The sequence below is a fragment of the Pseudomonas sp. GL-R-26 genome (assembly GCF_019947365.1).
Lineage (GTDB): Bacteria > Pseudomonadota > Gammaproteobacteria > Pseudomonadales > Pseudomonadaceae > Aquipseudomonas.
This window is the reverse complement of sequence record NZ_JAGYGI010000019.1, coordinates 1-16985: the sequence shown is the minus strand read 5'-3', so window position 1 is coordinate 16985 and position 16985 is coordinate 1. Positions and strand designations below refer to the sequence as shown.

The window sequence follows — 16985 nt, the reverse complement described above, 5'->3', positions numbered from 1 at the left end:
TGATCAGCAGCCAAAAAGCGGATAGTCAGAGATTAACTCTTGAGGTCCGCCGAAGACCGCTATGGGTCGCCCCCCCCTTCGTGACAGGCAGAAATCGGCCATTTCCGGTCAGTCGTGACAAGTAAAATTTCGGCCGCGCATCTCGCTGCGGAACAAGATATTTGCCCTGAGTGGGGGGCCGAGCATGTCGGATTAGCCAGAAACCAGGTTAGAGTGTTCATCAATGTCTGCTCATAAGGGCCCTCCACTCGATTCGCGTAGTCGCGCCAAGCAATTCCAGCGAACGAACCGGGCAAAAAACCGTATATCAATTGTTATTTGAAGAATGAATCGTCCACTGTTTGTTTCTCTAGATGGGCCCAAGGGAACCGGCAAAACCACACTGTTGGAGGCCGTTACGAAAGTACTGAGGGCAGACAACAAAAAGGTGATCCGACTTTGCGAGCAAAAAAGCGATCCCTATAGGGGCGAAACAATGGCCCTCGTTAACAAGCTCGTCAGAAATCCCACCCGGGATTTGGAGTTGAGGGTTTGTGAGCGCTTTGCTGATAGCCGTACTTGGATTTCCCAGCACGTGCTGGCTAAACAGCCACCAGGCAGCATCATCTTGATCGATCGCTGGTACCCGTCTGATGCCGCATTTCGCCGGATAGTCCCGTTTGCAGAGATTCTACAGTTGAACATTGATCGAAACGTGCGAGTGCCAGACCTGCATGTCGGGGTTGTCACCGCCCCTGATATTTCATGGGCGAGGGCAGCGGCACGACGGCGTGGGCTGAGCAGTACTGTCATCCATAAGCTGGAAGAACATGTCGCTTGTACCAAGGCGTTCGAGCGAGCGATTGCAGATCACGGCTGGGTTTTATGCCGTAATGAAGGAACGATCGAAGACGCAACGATGCAGGTGACTTCTGAGATCTATAGAGTCCTCGATGCCCCTTAGGCAAAGTTCGCTGCGCCGGCCTTGATGCGGTTGAGATAGCGGTACCTTGCTCGCTTAACTTGGCTCGGCTTACCGACCGCTTTGGGTCGGCTGCTGCCCTTCGTAACTGGTCGTTATCGACCGAACGTAAGGAGGTAGGAACCTTTAAGGCCCACCCTCCCACAACTCAGCAGCCACCTGCGAGCATTGCTACGTCCAGTAATCGACCTGATGATGCCTGCCGCCCGACAGAAGTCGCAATTCAATCCCGAGCAATCTTGTCATTTGCCAAGGCTTAGGGCAGGGTCGATACCACTGAGATCTCTGCCAAAGGAGTCACCCCATGTCAAAGCTATATCCCAGTATCGATCCCGAGGGGCTGGTCGAGTACTCAGTGGTCTACACCGACCGCTCGCTCAACCACATGTCGCAGTCATTTCAAGGCGTGATGAAGAACATTTCCAGGACCCTGAAACAGGTCTACAACGCCCAGGCTGTTGCGGTGGTCCCGGGCAGCGGCACATTCGGCATGGAAGCGGTGGCGCGACAGTTTGCCACCGACCAGCAATGCCTGGTGATACGCAACGGCTGGTTCAGTTATCGCTGGAGCCAGATCCTTGAGATGGGCAACATCCCGGCGGCAACCACGGTGCTGAAAGCCCGACCGGTCGACACTGGTCGCCAGGCTGCCTACGCCCCACCCCCTCTGGACGAAGTGCTGGCAGCCATTCAGGCGCAGAAGCCGCAGATTGTCTTCGCCCCCCACGTTGAAACCTCATCAGGGATTATCCTGCCCGACGAGTACCTGCGGGCCGTCGGCGACGCCGTGCATGCAGTGGATGGCCTGTTCGTGCTGGACTGCATCGCCTCAGGCACGCTTTGGGTTGACATGCAGAAATGCGCAGTCGACCTGCTGATCAGCGCACCGCAGAAAGGCTGGAGCGCCTCCCCTTGCTGCGCCCTGGTGATGCTCAGTTCTTTGGCCCTCGAGCGCATCGAACAGACGCATAGCAGCAGCTTCGCCTGCGACCTGAAAAAGTGGCTTCAGATCATGCAGGCCTACGAACAGGGCGGACATGCCTACCATGCGACCATGCCCAGCGATTCCCTCGCGCGATTTAACGAAGTGATGAAAGAGACGCAAGCCTACGGTTTCGACAAGGTCCGCGGCGAACAACAGGCTCTGGGCGATCGGGTGCGCGCAATGTTGACCGGCAAAGGCATCAAAAGCGTGGCCGCAGCCGGCTTTCAGGCCCCTGGCGTAGTGGTGAGCTACACCGATGATGCCGACATCAAGAGCGGTACGAAATTTGCCAACCACGGCCTACAGATCGCCGCCGGAGTGCCGTTGCAATGCGACGAGCCGGCCGACTTCCAGACCTTCCGCATCGGTCTGTTCGGACTCGAAAAGCTGCACAATATCGAGCGCACGGTCAGTACCCTCGAGCAGGCACTGGACGAGGTGATGGGTAACTAAGCTCTCATCTCCCCCGCAGCACACACCGAATTTTTGAATTCCAGGAAGGCATCCGGCACTGGTCACTGCCGGCCCATGACGCTGATCTTCGACGAATATGAAGTTGGTCGCCCGGACGTCATGTTAGAACCATAAGGGAAAGCCCGTGCACGCGTTTTACTGACACGTGCGCCCTTCAGCGCTATCAGAAAAGGTTTCCAACGAAGCCTTTCATGGGGCGGATGATTGGCGGCTGAACGATTTAGCCAATCTGTTGCATCGACCGGTTGAATCCACAGCCAAAAGCAGTCATTGAACTGTTGCCCTGGCGTCGAATCATCAGGAGTACCGCAACCGACCAGGAGTAGATGAGCGTGCCCCTTAAAACCGCAGGATTTGCCGGCGTCTGAAAACGCATACTAGCCACGCGTTGACTACGTCTGTGAGTTCCTCGGCTGGCTTGTCATTGCTCGAATCAAAAGTACCGTCATGATCCCGTGCAATACGACCACCGGCCACAATAAAACCCCACTCGATTCCCCTGAGATGCCAACGTAGGCGAGATAAAGCGTAGTGGCTGCGTTATAGACCAACATCCCGAGCATTGCGGGTCCCGGCCAGCAGGCGATGGCCAATGCGATGAGGGCGATGCCGGCCACGGGGACGATGACGCCCGTCAGTTCGATGCCAAGCAGAAGTTGCCCGAGCAGCGACGGGATAAGTATCAGCGCCACGCCAGTGGCTGCCTCGATGATCGCGGCGAAAACAAGCAGTCCTTTCATCACATGGGCGCTCCGTCCCGGGCTGTATAGGTGCAAGGTTGGACGGCCCTGAGGAATTGGTTAACCCGATTGCTACTAAGCCTTAGTGCTTATCGTGATTAGCCTTGGTGGAAAGTTCCGGTACAGCAGCAATACTCCACCCTGCTGCGAAAACCATTCGCAGTATAGCGTGGGGCAATAAGTCATGAACTTAAGCGTCTGCGAAGCGAAAGAATCTCGATTTTCGTTAATCAAGCGATGCCTCCGCCAGCCGTTATTGCACTTTCTGATCGCCGGCTTTGCACTCTTTGTGTTGTACGGAGGTTTACACCGTCCAACCCTTGATCAAGATCCGCAACGCATCGAAATCACCCCTGAAGTTGTTCAGCGGATCGCGATTTCCTGGCTTGCGCGATGGCAGCGACCCGCATCGGAGCAACAGTTGCAGGGCCTGATTGAGGAATATGTGAAAGAGGAAATCCTCTATCGCGAAGCACTGAAACTTGGCCTGGATAAAGACGACACTATTATTCGCCGCCGACTGGCGCAAAAAATGGACTTCCTCGCTGAGGATGTAGCGTCACTTCACGAACCGGCACCCGGCGTACTTGAGGCCTGGTACAACCAGCATCAGGACCAATATGCCCCGCCGCCACTTTTGACTTTCCATCATTTGTTTTTCGCTTTGGACAAACGTGGTGCGGATGCGCAAGCGCAGGCTCAGTCCGCACTCAGTGGGCTGTCTGACAAGAACAGTGGTGAAGGCGATGCCTTTATGTTTAAAAACGCCTACTCGGAACAATCCCGGGATCAGGTGGCGCGGGTCTTTGGTTCAACGTTCGCCATTTCATTGTTCAAGCAAACGCCGGGGGGTTGGGTGGGGCCTGTGGAGTCGGGTTTTGGCTGGCACCTGGTGTGGATTGATGCGCTGGCCAAATCACCTCCTCCGCCCTTCGAAGCCGTGGCCCAGCAGGTCAAGTCCGATTGGATGTCCGAACAACGCAGCGCATCGAAACGCGCAAATTTCGATGCACTGAAAGCACGCTATGAGGTCGTGGTGATGGTACCTGCTTCCGCCGGTGCGATTGCCGCCACACACAAGGAGCAGCCGTGATGAGGCGCACGGTATGGCTGCTGTTGGTGCTCTGGCTCGTGGGGCTAACGGCCATGGCCCATGAGTCGCGCCCCGCTTACCTGGAACTCAACGAAACGGCCGTCGGGCGCTATGACGTACTGTGGCGCACACCTGTGCTTTCAGGCATGCGATTGCCGATTGCGCTCCGGTTTGCCGAAGGTGTGCGCACTGTCGTTGAGCCCGTGGAAAGCGAACTGAACGATTCACTGATCGAGCGTCGAGTTATTGAAGCCGGTCCCGCAGGACTGGTCGGGCAACGTATTCAATTCATCGGCCTGCAAGCGAGCATCACCGATGTGCTGGTGCGTGTCTCGCGCCTGGACGGCAGCCTGACGACCACCCTCGTCCACCCTGCGCAACCCTGGATAGAGATTGCTGCCACACCGGGAGCGTTCTCGGTGGCCGGTGCATTTCTGGTTCATGGCATCCAACACATCCTGGGGGGCTTCGATCACCTGCTGTTCGTCTTCGGTCTCCTTCTGCTGGTGGGTAATGGCTGGATGCTGGTGAAGACCATCACCGCATTCACCCTCGCCCATTCCGTCACTCTGGCACTCGCTACACTGGGTGCGGTGCGGCTGCCCGGCCCTCCTGTGGAAGCGACGATTGCGCTGAGCATACTGTTGCTGGCAGTGGAAATCGCCCGCAAGAACCGTGACGAAACCAGTTTCACCCTCCAGTGGCCATGGGTGGTGGCGTTCTGTTTTGGCCTGTTGCATGGCTTCGGTTTTGCCGATGCGCTGGCGCAAATCGGTTTGCCGCAGCGCGATCTGCCGCTGGCGCTGTTCACCTTCAATGTCGGCGTCGAGATCGGCCAACTGATGTTCGTCGCCGTCGTGTTGAGCCTGCGCGCACTGCTGCTGCGTTGTCGACTGCCACGGCCCGCAGTCCTGTATGCCCGACCGATTGCTTCTTACGGGTTGGGTACGCTGGCTGCCTTCTGGTTTTTCCAAAGAGTCTCGAGTTTCTTGTCCTGAGTTGCACCCTGTCATTGCCGTATTCCGGAGACGTGGAATATGAAAAACCCTACACATTTCACCGTGCCAACACTGCTCGGTTGCGCCGTGTTAACGGTCAGCACGCTGGCATTGGCAGAGGGCAACCCGGATCGCGAGGTTTACTTTGGCCAGACACACTCGCACAGCTCCTGGTCGATTGATGCCTACCTGATCGGCAACCACCAGGTCGATCCCGAGCAGACGTACCAATACTCACTTGGGATGCCGATCAAGCATCCAATGGGGTTTGAAGTGCAACTCAAGGGCCGCCCGCTGGATTTCCATGGCGTGACCGACCACTCGGAATACGTGGGCGTGATCGCCCTGGCCAACGATCCGAAGTCAGACTTCAGCAAGCTGCCCATCGCGCAAAAGCTGATTGTCAAAACCCCGGAAGATTTCAACCGGGTGTTCAAGTGGATCGCCGGCAGCTTGAGCCACCCGATCAAGGAGCTGATCGACCCGAAGGTTGCCGGCAGTATCTGGCAGCAGAACATCGCCATCGCCGACAAGTACTACAAGCCCGGCAAGTTCACCACGTTTGTAGCCTATGAATGGACCTCGGCCCCCAACAATCAAAACATGCACCGCAATGTGTTTTTTCGCGACTCGAAGAAGGTGCCGGACCTGCCCTTCACAGCCCTCGATTCGGACAAACCGGAGGATTTGTGGGGCTGGATGGACGATCAACGCAAAAAAGGCAACGAAGTGCTGGCGATCTCCCACAATGCCAACCTCAGCAACGGCCTGATGTTTCCGGTGGACGTAGATGACCGTGGGCGCCCCATCGATGCCGCCTGGGCCGAGACGCGGATGCGCAATGAATCCCTCACCGAAATTCACCAGGTAAAGGGCACCTCGGAAACCCACCCCGAACTGTCGCCGACAGACGAATTTGCCAATTATGAAGTCATGAGTTTCCTGCTCGGCATCGACAACAGCACGTCGAAAATCAATGGCAGTTACGTAAGGCAAGCCTGGAAAAACGGCATGGCTTTGCAGCAAGCTCGAGGATACAACCCTTACAAAATGGGCGTGGTCGGCGCCAGCGACTCGCACAATGGGGTGATTCCTTATTCGCAGAGCTACAACTTCGGCTCCCACGGCTTTACCGACAGCACCCCAGCGGCGCGTCTTTCCGACAAACAGAACTCGGGGTTGATTGCCTTGCAAACCAGCACCTCCGGTCTGGCCGGTGTCTGGGCCGAAGAGAACACCCGTGAATCGATCTTCGATGCCATGAAGCGCAAAGAAGTCTATGGCACCAGCGGTGTGCGCATCCCCGTGCGCATGTTTGGTGGCTGGGGTTTCGACAGCAGTTTGTGGAATGAAAAAGACTGGGTGCATGCCGCCTACGCCAAGGGCGTTCCCATGGGCGGCGACTTGCCGGCAAAACAGGGTAAACAGACGCCGTCCTTCGTGGTGTGGGCGGTCAAGGATGTCGACGATGGCAACCTCGACCGAATCCAGATCATCAAGGGCTGGACTAAAAACGGCCAGACCTTCGAGAAGGTCTACGACGTCGCCTGGTCCGGTGATCGCCAACTGGACCAGGCCACCGGCAAAATCCCACCGGTGGGCTCCACGGTCGATGTTTCCAAGGCGACTTACACCAATACCATTGGTGCCACCGAGCTGAAAAAAGTCTGGGTCGATCCGGATTTCGATCCGGCCCGGCACGCGTTCTACTACGCCCGCGTGCTACAGATTCCGACCCCTCGCTGGAGCACCTATGACGCGGCCAAGCTGCAAGTACCGCCGCCGGCCGACGTCTCGACCACCGTCCAGGAACGTGCGTGGACTTCGCCGATCTGGTACACGCCGACAGTTGAGGACAGCAAGCTTGTCGCTGCGGGCAAAACCATCGATCAGCTGAAAACCGAAGGCGCCAAAGCGCTCAACAACGAGCAGCTGCAAGCCTATGTGGTGGGCAAAACCATCAAGGTGCGCAATACCGTCACCGGCCAGACGTTCGAGATCGTCTATGGCACCGAAGGCCAACGCCTGGTCACCAGCGTCGATGGCAAGCCGCCTACGCAAGGGGAATACCTGAACATGCTGCATGACGGCCAGTTTGGCGTACCGGCCAAATATGAAATCAAGGACGGACATCTAGTGACAACACTCGGCGGCACCCCCTTCGAGGCCACAGTATTCGAGCAAAACGGCAAATACATGGCGGCACGCAGCAACGAGTTCGGCTATGTGAATTATGAGGTTGAGGAGGTCAAGTAGCGCCGAAGCCAGTACTGATGTTCTGCATACATCGGTACTGGCAGATTGACGCGAACCGATATTGCCGTAGCTCAGAAAGAAAGCTGTTCGCGAATCGGCCCAAATGTACTTATTCAGACATTGATACTTGAATGGGCACTGTTACCGAAAGCAGTCATCGTTGGGAGTCCGCTTTGGGTCGGTAGCTGCCCCTCGTCAGAGGCAGCCATCGGCCAGAAGCGCTCGTTCAAAAGAGGGTGTGAGGTAATACCAAGGATCTGCAAGATATGCACGTTCATGCCAACCCGCGCGCGCCGCCTTCTCGTACCAACGCGTCGGGCGCCAGCTCCAGCGCGGTGAGGTGCGCGACACCCAGGCCTCTCAATAGGTGGCCCTCCCGCCACTGAGGTCAAACACAAAGCCCGTGGTGAAGCTGCACTCGGGGCCGGCGATCCAGGTCATCATGTTGGCGATCTCCTCGAACGGTCGCCTTGGTCAAGCAAGGTATGGGGCTGACCATCATCGATGAGTTCGTGGCCCAGGACAGCGGCCTGATCGTCGTACCGCTGGTTGAGGCGACTCATTTCGATATCCGCTTTGTCTACTCGCGGTTCGAGCCGCTTGGCGAGTCCGCCACGCAGCTCATGCAGGTGCTTTATCAGCAGGCGGTCAAACTGGGACGACTGATCCCGGGCTGCGAACTGCCGAATGTTGACCGATAACCCCCATATTGCGAGCATCGGTCAACAGGCGTAATGAATGCCACACCACGAAGACGGAGCAGCAGATTGAACATCGACACCCGAATCAAATTCCGTCATCTGGTGTGTTTTCTCGAGGTGGCGCGCCAGGGCAGCCTGGCACGTGCCTGCGACAAGTTGGCAATCAGCCAGCCGGCGCTTTCAAAAACCCTCAAGGAACTGGAATCCCTGTTGGCTGCCAGGCTGTTCGAGCGGAGCAAAAAGGGCTCGACGCTGACCGAGGCCGGGGTGGCCTTTTTGCGCTATGCGGGGCCGAGCGTGCAATCGCTGCGTGAAGGGGTCAACAGTTTGCGCTCCGGTGTGCATGAGCCGATCGCCGTACGACTCGGCGTGCTCTCCACCGTCGAAAGCCTGTTGGTGCCTGAAGTTGTCTGCCGCTTGCACGACCGGCATCCCGCCCTGGCGGTCAGTGTCGTGACCGGGCCGAGCGCCTACCTGCTGTCCCAACTGCGTGTCGGCGAGCTGGACCTGGTGGTCGGCAGAATGACCGATAGCCCATCGATTCACGGGTTGACGTTCGAGCACCTTTACAGCGAATCCATGACCCTGGTGGTACGTAAAGACCATCCAGTGCTGAGTGATCCACCGGGGCATAACAACCTCGAAAACTATCCGGTGGTACTACCGTTGGCGGGGACGACGATCCGCAAATTCGCCGACAGCCTGTTTGTGCAGCACGGGATCTCCCCCTCGCGCCAACGCCTGGAAACCCTGTCGATTACCCTGAGCCGGCGCTACGTCCAATGCAGCCAGGCAATCTGGGTCGCGCCGTTTGACGCGGTCAGGCAGGACTTGAAGCTAGGTGAGCTGGTAGAGCTGGGGATGCGTGAAGCCGGTGGTTCCGTGGGGCTCTGCACAAATCCTGTGTTGCCGGTGACACCCGCGGCCCAGTGGTGCGTGGAGGCACTGCGCGAGGTCGGGCAAGAATATCGCGAAGGGAAATATCCATAACCATTTGGACATGCAACAAGTCGGTTTTTTCAATTTTGGGTTGGGCCGTACAAGAGGAGACTGAGCTGCAAGTCGCTGCCATCGCAGTGCTTGCCTCTGACCAACCATAACAATAGGAAAAACGACATGTCTGATGCGCATGAAAGCCGCTTCGCCATTCGTGACCGTAATTGGCATCCCAAAGCCCTGACACCTGACTACAAGACTTCGATCCTGCGCTCCCCCCGCCAGGCACTGGTGAGCATTCCCCAGTCTGTCTCGGAAACCAGCGGCCCGGATTTTTCCCATCTGAAGATGGGCCGGTACGATAACGACCTGCTGCTGAATTTCAATCACGGTGGCCTGCCCATCGGCGAACGCATCATTGTCGCGGGCCGGGTTTGTGATCAGTACGGCAAGCCGATCCCACATACTTTGGTGGAAATGTGGCAAGCCAATGCCGGTGGCCGTTACCGGCATAAAAAAGACAGTTATCTGGCGCCTCTTGATGCGAATTTCGGTGGCGTCGGCCGTGCCTTGACCGACCGCGATGGCAACTACAGTTTCCGCACGGTCAAGCCCGGTCCCTACCCATGGCGCAACGGTCCCAATGACTGGCGACCCGCCCATATCCATGTCTCCATCAGTGGCCCGTCCATTGCCACGCGCCTGATTACCCAGCTGTATTTCGAAGGCGATCCGCTGATCCCCATGTGCCCGATCGTCAAGTCGATCGCCAATCAGGACGCGGTACAGAGCCTGATCGCCAGGCTCGATATGAGCATGGCCAATCCCATGGATTGCCTGGCTTATCGCTTTGATATCGTCCTGTGCGGCCAGCGCAAGACCCACTTCGAAAACTGCTGAGGAGGCCTGCATATGCCCGTTCAACTTCTACCTGAAACCCCGTCGCAAACAGCCGGCCCCTATGTGCATATCGGACTGGCACTGGAGGCGGCCGGCAACCCGCCGCGGGAACAGGAAATCTGGAATGTGATGGCAAAACCTGGCGCGCCCGGTGAGCACATTCTATTGCTGGGTCACGTTTATGACGGTAACGGCCACTTGATTCGTGACGCGTTTCTGGAGTTCTGGCAGGCCAATCACCAAGGCCTCTACGACAGCGGTTTCGATCTGGAAAAACCCTTCAACTGTTTTGGCCGTACCGCCACCACAGATGTCGGCGAATGGACGATCGAAACCGTCAAGCCTGGCCTGGTGAAAAATGCCTCGGGTGTCCCCATGGCAGCGCATATCAATGTGTCGCTGTTCGCCCGGGGCATCAACATTCACCTGCAGACGCGACTGTATTTCGATGACGAACCCGAGGCGAATGCCGTGGACCCCGTATTGAATCTGATCGAACAGCCACATCGGCGTGAATCCCTGATTGCCAGGCGCTGCACGGTTGACGGGAAGCTGGCCTACCGCTTCGACATTCACCTTCAAGGCGAAGCGGAGACGGTGTTCTTCGACTTCTGACGATGACAGCCTCCCCTCTACGGGGAGGCTGTTTGAGAGACAAGAACGTTATCTTCCGTTGGGCCGATCACAAAGGTAGCGGCCGGTCTTGAATGACCCGCTTCATGACCAGGGTCGAGGTGAGCCGTTGCACATTAGGCAATGTCGAGAGGCTCTCATCGTAAAGCCGTTGAAAGGCGGGCAAGTCCTGGGCAACGACGTGCAGCAGGTAGTCCGGCTCCCCAAACAGCCTCTGGGCATCGACCACCTGGGGTATATCAATGAGCGCCGCCTCGAACGCCTCGACGGCTTGCCGGTCACCCTCGCGGAGCGTGGCAAATACCATTGCGGAAAAATTCAGGCCCAGTGCACCGGGATCAAGTTGCGCGCGATAACCCAGCAATACACCGGAGTCCTCCAGTGCCCGCACTCGCCGATGACAGGGTGAAAGGCTCAAGCCCACACGCTCGGCAAGTTCAGTGACCGAAAGGCGACCATCCTTTTGCAGTTCGGCAAGAATCTTCCGGTCAGTTCTGTCCATGCAGAATAATCTCCCTCTTTGCAACGCAAATACGATCATCTTTGAAAGTTAATTCTAACAACTTTTCATTAATCTTCCTCTATCCATTAACAACCGCACACCTCTTCAGAAAACAAGAGGGACGGCCTTTGATATGAGAGGCGGAATGATGAATAACGCATTGATTGATGAACGGGCGCGGGTGACACCATGACCTTCAATGTCTTTGTTGCCTTCTGGGCAGTGTCGTTTCTGTTCGTCGTGACGCCCGGAGCGGATTGGGCCTACGCGATATCCGCCGGTTTGAAGCATCGCGTGGTCATACCGGCTGTGGGCGGACTGTTATCCGGCCACTTGATTGCCACGGTGGTGGTAGCCGCGGGTGTTGGCACCCTGGTCGCCAACCATCCTGGGGTCATGTCAGTGCTGACGGTGGCCGGCGCGGGTTACCTGCTTTGGTTGGGCATCAACATGCTCACCCGTCCCTCCACCCCCCACTCCGATGAGGTTCAGATGTCAGGCTCATGGCTGCGCTGGGCGCTCAAGGGGCTTTGCGTCAGCGGCTTGAATCCGAAAGTGTTCCTACTGTTCCTGGCGCTCTTGCCCCAGTTTGCCGACGCCACTGCCTCCTGGCCCGTACCGACGCAGATGCTAGCGCTCGGGCTCGTCCACACCGTCAGTTGTGGCGTTATTTATCTACTGGTCGGGTTTGGCTCACAGGTTGTTCTAAAGGCACGCCCAGCCGCCGCTCAGTGGGTCAGTCGTTTCTCTGGAGCGACCATGATCATCATTGCCGTGACGCTATTTACCGAACAGATGCTGGGTTAACTTCGGGCACTGGTCATTGAGTGCAGGCGCATTTCCAGACCCCGGGCATACCTTTCCACCCTCGCCTTCCAGGGAGCTTTGATGAAGAGCCCAAGAGAACGTGCCGCCGAAGGTCTACAGACCGGCGACCGGTCCACGAGTTGATTGGCTGATGTGAGTGGCAGCGACTTAGGCATCGCAGACTATTCTTGATCTGGGTAACCGAACGGTCGCACCGAAGGAGGTCGCTCGTTTATGCACTGTGTCCTTTTCGAAATCCGCCGCGGTTCGATCGGATGCATGAAGGCAAATCGATCTGCGCGGTCATCGAGTTCCGATGAACTACCGGTCTGGGGCACGGCCCCAGGCACTTTTGTCTGACACCCTGAAACGGAGACGCCAGCATGAGCACCTTGCAACTTCACCCTGCACTGGACAATGGTATCCAACCCGCCGCCGCGAATTTCACAGGTGGCACCTTGCAATGCCTGTGTGCGACCGACAAGGTCGAGGTCAAGATCGACGCACAAACCCTGCATAACCACGCGTGCGGCTGCAGCAAATGCTGGAAACCACAAAACGCGACATTCGCCGTCATCGCCGTGGTGCCTCGAGATAAGGTCAGCGTCATTGCCCACGGCGAAAAACTGGCGATTGTCGACGAATCCGCCACCATCCAGCGCCACGCCTGCAAGCAGTGTCACGCCCATCTCTTTGGGCGCATCGAAAACAAGGGCCATGCGTTTTATGGCCTGGACTTCGTCCACACCGAGCTTTCGCCACAGAGCGGATGGGCTGCGCCGGGATTCGCGGCGTTCGTGTCCTCCATCATCGAAACCGGCACACCGCCAGCCCAAATGAAGGCTATCCGCGAGCGTCTGCGCTCGATCGGCCTGGAACCCTATGACTGTCTGTCCCCGGACTTGATGGACGCACTGGCGACTCATGTCGCCAAACAGAAAGGCCTGCTCCCCGCCGCCTGATTGATCGGTCGCCGCGGTTTCTTTTCCGGACCGCGGCTCCGATTCACCTTTGATGTTGTGCGGCCCACATAATTAACTGGGGGGCTGTGGGCATCAAGACAACGGGTTACGCCAGCTTTCAATTCCGCTCGTACCAATTTTGTACCACACTGGGAAATACCCGGATTGATCCAGGCTTGAATGAAATCACACGGGAGAAAAACACCATGTCCCTCGTTCCCGGAAATCTATTGGCCCTGGCTTTGGGTGTCTGCATTTGCACAGCCGTGTGCGGACAAGCGTTAGCAGACACCGATTCCCCACCGGCAATACTTCCATTGGAAAATGAGACTGCGCCAAAACTCATTGCCTACCCACCGCTTGCCGAGCCACTCGCCCGCGGTGTTGTCATAATCCAGTATCGAGCAGAACACGCCCGGATCATGCCGGTATTTGGCAAAGCGGCTGCTGATGTATCACCACGTCTCGGTCACCTCCACGTGACCGTCGACGACTGGAAAGGTACATGGGCGCACACCAGCGAAGACCCGATTATCCTGGTTGGACTGACGCCCGGCACGCACAAGGTTCTTCTTGAAGTGGCCGACCCGACTCACAAAATCCTCACCAGTACGACAGTGAGTTTTATAGTTCCGGAGAAGAAACCAGCGGAGGCTCCCCACATTGATGGTGATCACGCAGTGAAACCATAACTGTTGAGTTCGTAGCTAACTGCGGTGGTGTGAGCAGCCCCTGATTTCGAAAACACATCTGACTGACTACTCAGCCGATTTCTGCCTTTCGTCACCGTCAGCTATGGGTCGTTTTCAGCCTGTCGCGACAGGCTGAAATCATCCAATCCGCTCTTCCCAGAGAGATCTCACGGCCCTCGTCCCGAAACCTTCTCGCCCGCTTAAACCTTCCAGGCTATCCCCATCCGTTGCTGCTTTAGCAGAATCCTCTACAAAACAATATGATTGCGCCCGGCCATTTCGTGACCGATTGGTTTTCGCTGTGAACGCTAAATTGGCATGTGTCGATATCAGGCAAGGAGGCGGCGTGAACAGGTAACTGAATTGTCGGACAAGCCGGGTAAGGTGGCGCATCTTTTCATCGAAATAACCACATCGCGATGATGGGTTTGATAAGAACTGCAGCGGTTGAAGGGTGCCTCTTTCAGGAAGCCCAGCAGGCAACAATGATGATCTGTTGCCCCTATCAATTCGCCTAAATGTCGATCAGCAGAGAAAAAAAAACCAATGATTAGCCCGAACTCCAAGGATTCGAGTGGACAATTGGCGCAGGGCTTCAAGCCTCGTCACGTAACAATGCTGTCAATCGCCGGGATTATCGGCGCCGGTTTATTCGTTGGCTCAGGACATGCCATTGCAGCTGCCGGGCCGGCCGTCTTGCTGGCCTACCTATTCTCAGGCCTGCTTGTCGTTCTGGTCATGCGTATGCTCGGTGAAATGGCGGTGGCCAACCCGGACACAGGCTCCTTCTCCACCTATGCCGACCAGGCAATAGGTCGTTGGGCAGGCTTCACCATCGGTTGGCTGTACTGGTGGTTCTGGGTGCTGGTGATCCCTATCGAAGCACTGGCCGCCGGCCATGTGTTGAACCAGTGGTTTCCCCAGATCGATGCCTGGCTGTTCGCCCTGGTGTCGATCATTGCGTTGGTGATCACCAATCTGTTCAGTGTCTCCAAGTACGGCGAATTCGAATTCTGGTTCGCCATGGCCAAGGTCGTGGCGATCATCGGTTTCATCGGCGTGGGTTTTGCCGTGCTGATGGGTTGGATTCCCGATCGGGAAGTCAGCGGATTGAGCGGCCTGATGGCCGAGCATGGCGGATTTGCTCCCAACGGCCTGTCGGCGGTAGTCGGCGCTTTCATCACCATCATGTTCAGCTTCATCGGGACTGAGGCGGTGACCATCGCCGCCGCCGAATCCGACAATCCCTCGCAGAACATTGCCAAGGCCACGCGTTCGGTGATTTGGCGCATCGGCGTGTTCTACCTGTTGTCGATTTTCGTGGTCATCTCCGTGGTGCCCTGGAACGATCCGCTGCTCGCCCAGGTAGGCTCCTACCAGCGGGCACTGGAGATCATGAACATTCCCCACGCCAAGTTCATGGTGGACGTGGTGGTGCTGATCGCCGTGGCCAGTTGCATGAACTCCTCGATCTACATTGCTTCGCGCATGCTGTACTCGCTGGGCCGTCGTGGCGATGCGCCTAAGGCGCTGAAAGCGACCTCCTCCGAAGGCGTACCGCGGGCAGCAGTCATCGCCAGCACCGTGCTGGGCGCGGCGATCACCGTGTGGAGCTACTTCATGCCCGCCGGGCTGTTTGACTTCCTGCTGGCCAGCTCCGGCGCGATTGCCTTGCTGGTGTACCTGGCCATTGCGGTGTCGCAGCTGCGCATGCGCCGGATGTTGCATCGACAGAACGTTGAGCTGAGCTTTCGCATGTGGCTGTTTCCATGGCTGACCTGGCTGGTGATTGCGTTCATTTGCGCAGCGCTGGCAGTCATGATGATCACCCCGGAGCACCGTACCGAAGTCAGCACAACCATTGGACTGGCGCTGGCGATTTCCTTTATCGGCCTTGTGACGTCGCGTCACCCTGCTCAGGCTGCGAGAGTGACGTCAGTGGGATAAAACCAAGGAGGTATTGCGCCAAACCTGATACTCCCTACGCCAAGGCAGGGGGGTATTACAAGCTCCTGCGTCTCAGGCCGTAATCGCTCTTTGTGAGGACATGACCACGATGTCATCGAACTCCACCGTGTCCGACGGTACGACTCAATCCGTTGGTTTTCTGTTGTTGGATAAATTCACACTGATTTCCCTGGCGTCCGCAGTAGAGCCACTGCGCATGGCCAATCAGTTGTCGGGGCGAGAGCTATATCGCTGGCATACGTTCAGCCCCGATGGAGAGCCTGTCTGGGCCAGTGACGGCGTGCCGATCACTCCGGATGCTTCGTGGAACAATCCATTGGTGGCGGACACTGTCATCGTGTGCGGTGGTGTTGGAGTCCAGAGCGTGATTACCCGCGAGCACATTACCTGGCTGCAAGCCTTGGCGCGTCGATCCAGACGGTTGGGAGGTGTGTGCACCGGTAGCTGGGCGCTCGCAAAAGCCGGGCTGCTCGACGGCTACGAGTGCAGCGTGCATTGGGAATGTTTGGCCGCCATGCAGGAGGCTTTCCCACGGGTCAGCATCAGCGCGAGCCTCTTTACCCTCGACCGGAACCGCTTCACAAGCTCCGGGGGAACAGCGCCGCTGGACATGATGCTGCACCTGATTGGTCGCGATCATGGTCGTGAATTATCTGCAGCCATCTCTGAGATGTTTGTTTACGAGCGCATACGCAACGAACAGGACCATCAGCGCGTTCCGCTCAGGCATGTGCTGGGAACTCATCAGCCTAAGCTGCAGGAGATCGTCGCGTTGATGGAGGCCAATCTCGAGGAACCGATCGACCTGGACAACCTTGCAGAATACGTTGATCTGTCACGTCGACAGCTGGAACGGCTATTTCAGAAATACCTTCACTGTACGCCGTCACGCTACTACTTAAGGTTACGTCTTGTTCGAGCGCGACAACTGCTTAAGCAAACATCATTGTCGATCATTGAGTTGGCGTATGTATGCGGTTTCGTATCCACACCACACTTTTCCAAATGCTATCGCGAGTACTTTGGTGTTCCACCAAGCGACGAGCGTTCCAGCACTGAATTGAGTCGCAAGCCTGCAACGCTTGCGACTACGCAGCAGTCATCGACTAGACCGCTGACGGCGCTAGACCAAGCACGAAACGAATCGACTTTTGCCAGTGTCCGGATGATGGATCGTTCTGATTTGGCGCAATCGTGCTGATCGGCTGTCCCTGCCGTCCCCATTCATCCGTAGTGCATGGGTTTACTCGATAAGATCACGCAGGAGATTTGACGTGCACATTGGTGTTCCTCTCGAAACCCAGACCGGTGAAACACGGGTTGCTGCAACCCCGGAAACCATCAAGAAGCTGATCGGCCAGGGCCATAAGGTCACTG

General features: G+C 57.0%; 16 protein-coding genes and 2 pseudogenes. 15 read left to right on the top strand and 3 right to left on the bottom strand.

The features are described from left to right. The first annotated feature begins 325 nt into the window (after nucleotides 1-325). The gene (locus tag KGA96_RS19640) at nucleotides 326-943 is read left to right on the top strand and encodes a dTMP kinase (protein WP_046038348.1); all 618 of its coding nucleotides are present in this window, start codon (nucleotides 326-328) and stop codon (nucleotides 941-943) included. Between the two features lie 322 nt (nucleotides 944-1265). Beyond that, nucleotides 1266-2399 carry an aminotransferase class V-fold PLP-dependent enzyme gene (locus tag KGA96_RS19635; RefSeq protein ID WP_223514461.1) on the top strand — a complete coding sequence of 378 codons (1134 nt, stop codon included), beginning with the start codon at nucleotides 1266-1268 and terminating at the stop codon, nucleotides 2397-2399. A gap of 413 nt (nucleotides 2400-2812) precedes the next feature. Here KGA96_RS19635 and KGA96_RS19630 read toward each other — a convergent pair whose 3' ends face one another. Further along, complete coding sequence (locus KGA96_RS19630; RefSeq protein WP_223514458.1) at nucleotides 2813-3160, bottom strand: hypothetical protein; 348 nt, start codon at nucleotides 3158-3160, stop codon at nucleotides 2813-2815. 184 nt (nucleotides 3161-3344) lie between these two features. Here KGA96_RS19630 and KGA96_RS19625 point away from each other — a divergent pair, with 184 nt between their 5' ends. From KGA96_RS19625 to KGA96_RS19615, 3 genes are read left to right on the top strand one after another with little or no spacing between them, the layout of a single operon-like run. Next, nucleotides 3345-4253: a peptidyl-prolyl cis-trans isomerase gene (locus KGA96_RS19625; RefSeq protein ID WP_223465027.1), complete on the top strand. Its 909-nt coding sequence runs from the start codon at nucleotides 3345-3347 to the stop codon at nucleotides 4251-4253. After that, nucleotides 4253-5251 (top strand): HupE/UreJ family protein, encoded by a 999-nt coding sequence (locus KGA96_RS19620; RefSeq protein WP_223514455.1) that lies wholly within the window; start codon nucleotides 4253-4255, stop codon nucleotides 5249-5251. The genes KGA96_RS19625 and KGA96_RS19620 overlap by 1 nt, the downstream gene beginning before the upstream one ends. A gap of 39 nt (nucleotides 5252-5290) precedes the next feature. Further along, nucleotides 5291-7507 (top strand): DUF3604 domain-containing protein, encoded by a 2217-nt coding sequence (locus KGA96_RS19615; protein ID WP_223514452.1) that lies wholly within the window; start codon nucleotides 5291-5293, stop codon nucleotides 7505-7507. A 360-nt stretch (nucleotides 7508-7867) separates the two neighbouring features. Here KGA96_RS19615 and KGA96_RS19610 read toward each other — a convergent pair. Beyond that, nucleotides 7868-7966 (bottom strand): annotated as a pseudogene (locus KGA96_RS19610) (3-oxoacyl-ACP reductase); the annotation flags it as partial. A gap of 2 nt (nucleotides 7967-7968) precedes the next feature. Between KGA96_RS19610 and KGA96_RS19605 the strand changes: the two are divergent. The 4 genes and pseudogenes from KGA96_RS19605 to pcaG all read left to right on the top strand — a co-directional run. After that, nucleotides 7969-8208 (top strand): annotated as a pseudogene (locus KGA96_RS19605) (LysR family transcriptional regulator); the annotation flags it as partial. Between the two features lie 66 nt (nucleotides 8209-8274). Next, on the top strand, nucleotides 8275-9198 hold the full coding sequence (gene pcaQ, locus KGA96_RS19600) for a pca operon transcription factor PcaQ (RefSeq protein ID WP_046038361.1): 924 nt from the start codon (nucleotides 8275-8277) through the stop codon (nucleotides 9196-9198). Nucleotides 9199-9324: 126 nt separating this feature from the next. Then, a complete protein-coding gene (gene pcaH, locus KGA96_RS19595) occupies nucleotides 9325-10044 on the top strand; it encodes a protocatechuate 3,4-dioxygenase subunit beta (protein WP_223514448.1) in 720 nt (239 codons plus the stop codon). Nucleotides 10045-10056: 12 nt separating this feature from the next. Next, on the top strand, nucleotides 10057-10659 hold the full coding sequence (gene pcaG / locus KGA96_RS19590) for a protocatechuate 3,4-dioxygenase subunit alpha (protein ID WP_223514445.1): 603 nt from the start codon (nucleotides 10057-10059) through the stop codon (nucleotides 10657-10659). Nucleotides 10660-10726: 67 nt separating this feature from the next. Here pcaG and KGA96_RS19585 read toward each other — a convergent pair whose 3' ends face one another. Beyond that, the gene (locus tag KGA96_RS19585) at nucleotides 10727-11179 is read right to left on the bottom strand and encodes an Lrp/AsnC family transcriptional regulator (protein WP_008053368.1); all 453 of its coding nucleotides are present in this window, start codon (nucleotides 11177-11179) and stop codon (nucleotides 10727-10729) included. 189 nt (nucleotides 11180-11368) lie between these two features. Here KGA96_RS19585 and KGA96_RS19580 point away from each other — a divergent pair, with 189 nt between their 5' ends. From KGA96_RS19580 to KGA96_RS19555, 6 genes are all read left to right on the top strand, one after another. After that, nucleotides 11369-11986, top strand: a complete 618-nt coding sequence (locus KGA96_RS19580) for a LysE family translocator (RefSeq protein WP_046038364.1) — start codon at nucleotides 11369-11371, stop codon at nucleotides 11984-11986. A gap of 383 nt (nucleotides 11987-12369) precedes the next feature. Then, the gene (gene gfa, locus KGA96_RS19575) at nucleotides 12370-12948 is read left to right on the top strand and encodes an S-(hydroxymethyl)glutathione synthase (protein ID WP_223465018.1); all 579 of its coding nucleotides are present in this window, start codon (nucleotides 12370-12372) and stop codon (nucleotides 12946-12948) included. A 206-nt stretch (nucleotides 12949-13154) separates the two neighbouring features. Further along, a complete protein-coding gene (locus KGA96_RS19570) occupies nucleotides 13155-13640 on the top strand; it encodes a DUF6130 family protein (protein WP_046038366.1) in 486 nt (161 codons plus the stop codon). Nucleotides 13641-14186: 546 nt separating this feature from the next. Further along, nucleotides 14187-15587 (top strand): GABA permease, encoded by a 1401-nt coding sequence (gene gabP / locus KGA96_RS19565; RefSeq protein ID WP_223514442.1) that lies wholly within the window; start codon nucleotides 14187-14189, stop codon nucleotides 15585-15587. Between the two features lie 109 nt (nucleotides 15588-15696). Continuing rightward, nucleotides 15697-16809: a GlxA family transcriptional regulator gene (locus KGA96_RS19560; RefSeq protein ID WP_404942345.1), complete on the top strand. Its 1113-nt coding sequence runs from the start codon at nucleotides 15697-15699 to the stop codon at nucleotides 16807-16809. Between the two features lie 73 nt (nucleotides 16810-16882). Continuing rightward, nucleotides 16883-16985, top strand: a 103-nt coding sequence (locus KGA96_RS19555; RefSeq protein WP_150723572.1) for a hypothetical protein, incomplete at its 3' end; no start/stop codon positions are given.

What these genes read in the sequence shown, in the direction of transcription:
- KGA96_RS19640 (WP_046038348.1), top strand. Translation starts at nt 326, where the DNA reads ATGAATCGTCCACTGTTTGTTTCTCTAGATGGGCCCAAGGGAACCGGC.
- KGA96_RS19615 (WP_223514452.1), top strand. Translation starts at nt 5,291, where the DNA reads ATGAAAAACCCTACACATTTCACCGTGCCAACACTGCTCGGTTGCGCC.
- pcaH (WP_223514448.1), top strand. Translation starts at nt 9,325, where the DNA reads ATGTCTGATGCGCATGAAAGCCGCTTCGCCATTCGTGACCGTAATTGG.
- KGA96_RS19630 (WP_223514458.1), bottom strand. Translation starts at nt 3,160, where the DNA reads ATGAAAGGACTGCTTGTTTTCGCCGCGATCATCGAGGCAGCCACTGGC.
- KGA96_RS19580 (WP_046038364.1), top strand. Translation starts at nt 11,369, where the DNA reads ATGACCTTCAATGTCTTTGTTGCCTTCTGGGCAGTGTCGTTTCTGTTC.
- KGA96_RS19560 (WP_404942345.1), top strand. Translation starts at nt 15,697, where the DNA reads ATGTCATCGAACTCCACCGTGTCCGACGGTACGACTCAATCCGTTGGT.
- pcaG (WP_223514445.1), top strand. Translation starts at nt 10,057, where the DNA reads ATGCCCGTTCAACTTCTACCTGAAACCCCGTCGCAAACAGCCGGCCCC.
- KGA96_RS19620 (WP_223514455.1), top strand. Translation starts at nt 4,253, where the DNA reads ATGAGGCGCACGGTATGGCTGCTGTTGGTGCTCTGGCTCGTGGGGCTA.
- gabP (WP_223514442.1), top strand. Translation starts at nt 14,187, where the DNA reads ATGATTAGCCCGAACTCCAAGGATTCGAGTGGACAATTGGCGCAGGGC.
- gfa (WP_223465018.1), top strand. Translation starts at nt 12,370, where the DNA reads ATGAGCACCTTGCAACTTCACCCTGCACTGGACAATGGTATCCAACCC.
- KGA96_RS19635 (WP_223514461.1), top strand. Translation starts at nt 1,266, where the DNA reads ATGTCAAAGCTATATCCCAGTATCGATCCCGAGGGGCTGGTCGAGTAC.
- KGA96_RS19570 (WP_046038366.1), top strand. Translation starts at nt 13,155, where the DNA reads ATGTCCCTCGTTCCCGGAAATCTATTGGCCCTGGCTTTGGGTGTCTGC.
- KGA96_RS19625 (WP_223465027.1), top strand. Translation starts at nt 3,345, where the DNA reads ATGAACTTAAGCGTCTGCGAAGCGAAAGAATCTCGATTTTCGTTAATC.
- KGA96_RS19585 (WP_008053368.1), bottom strand. Translation starts at nt 11,179, where the DNA reads ATGGACAGAACTGACCGGAAGATTCTTGCCGAACTGCAAAAGGATGGT.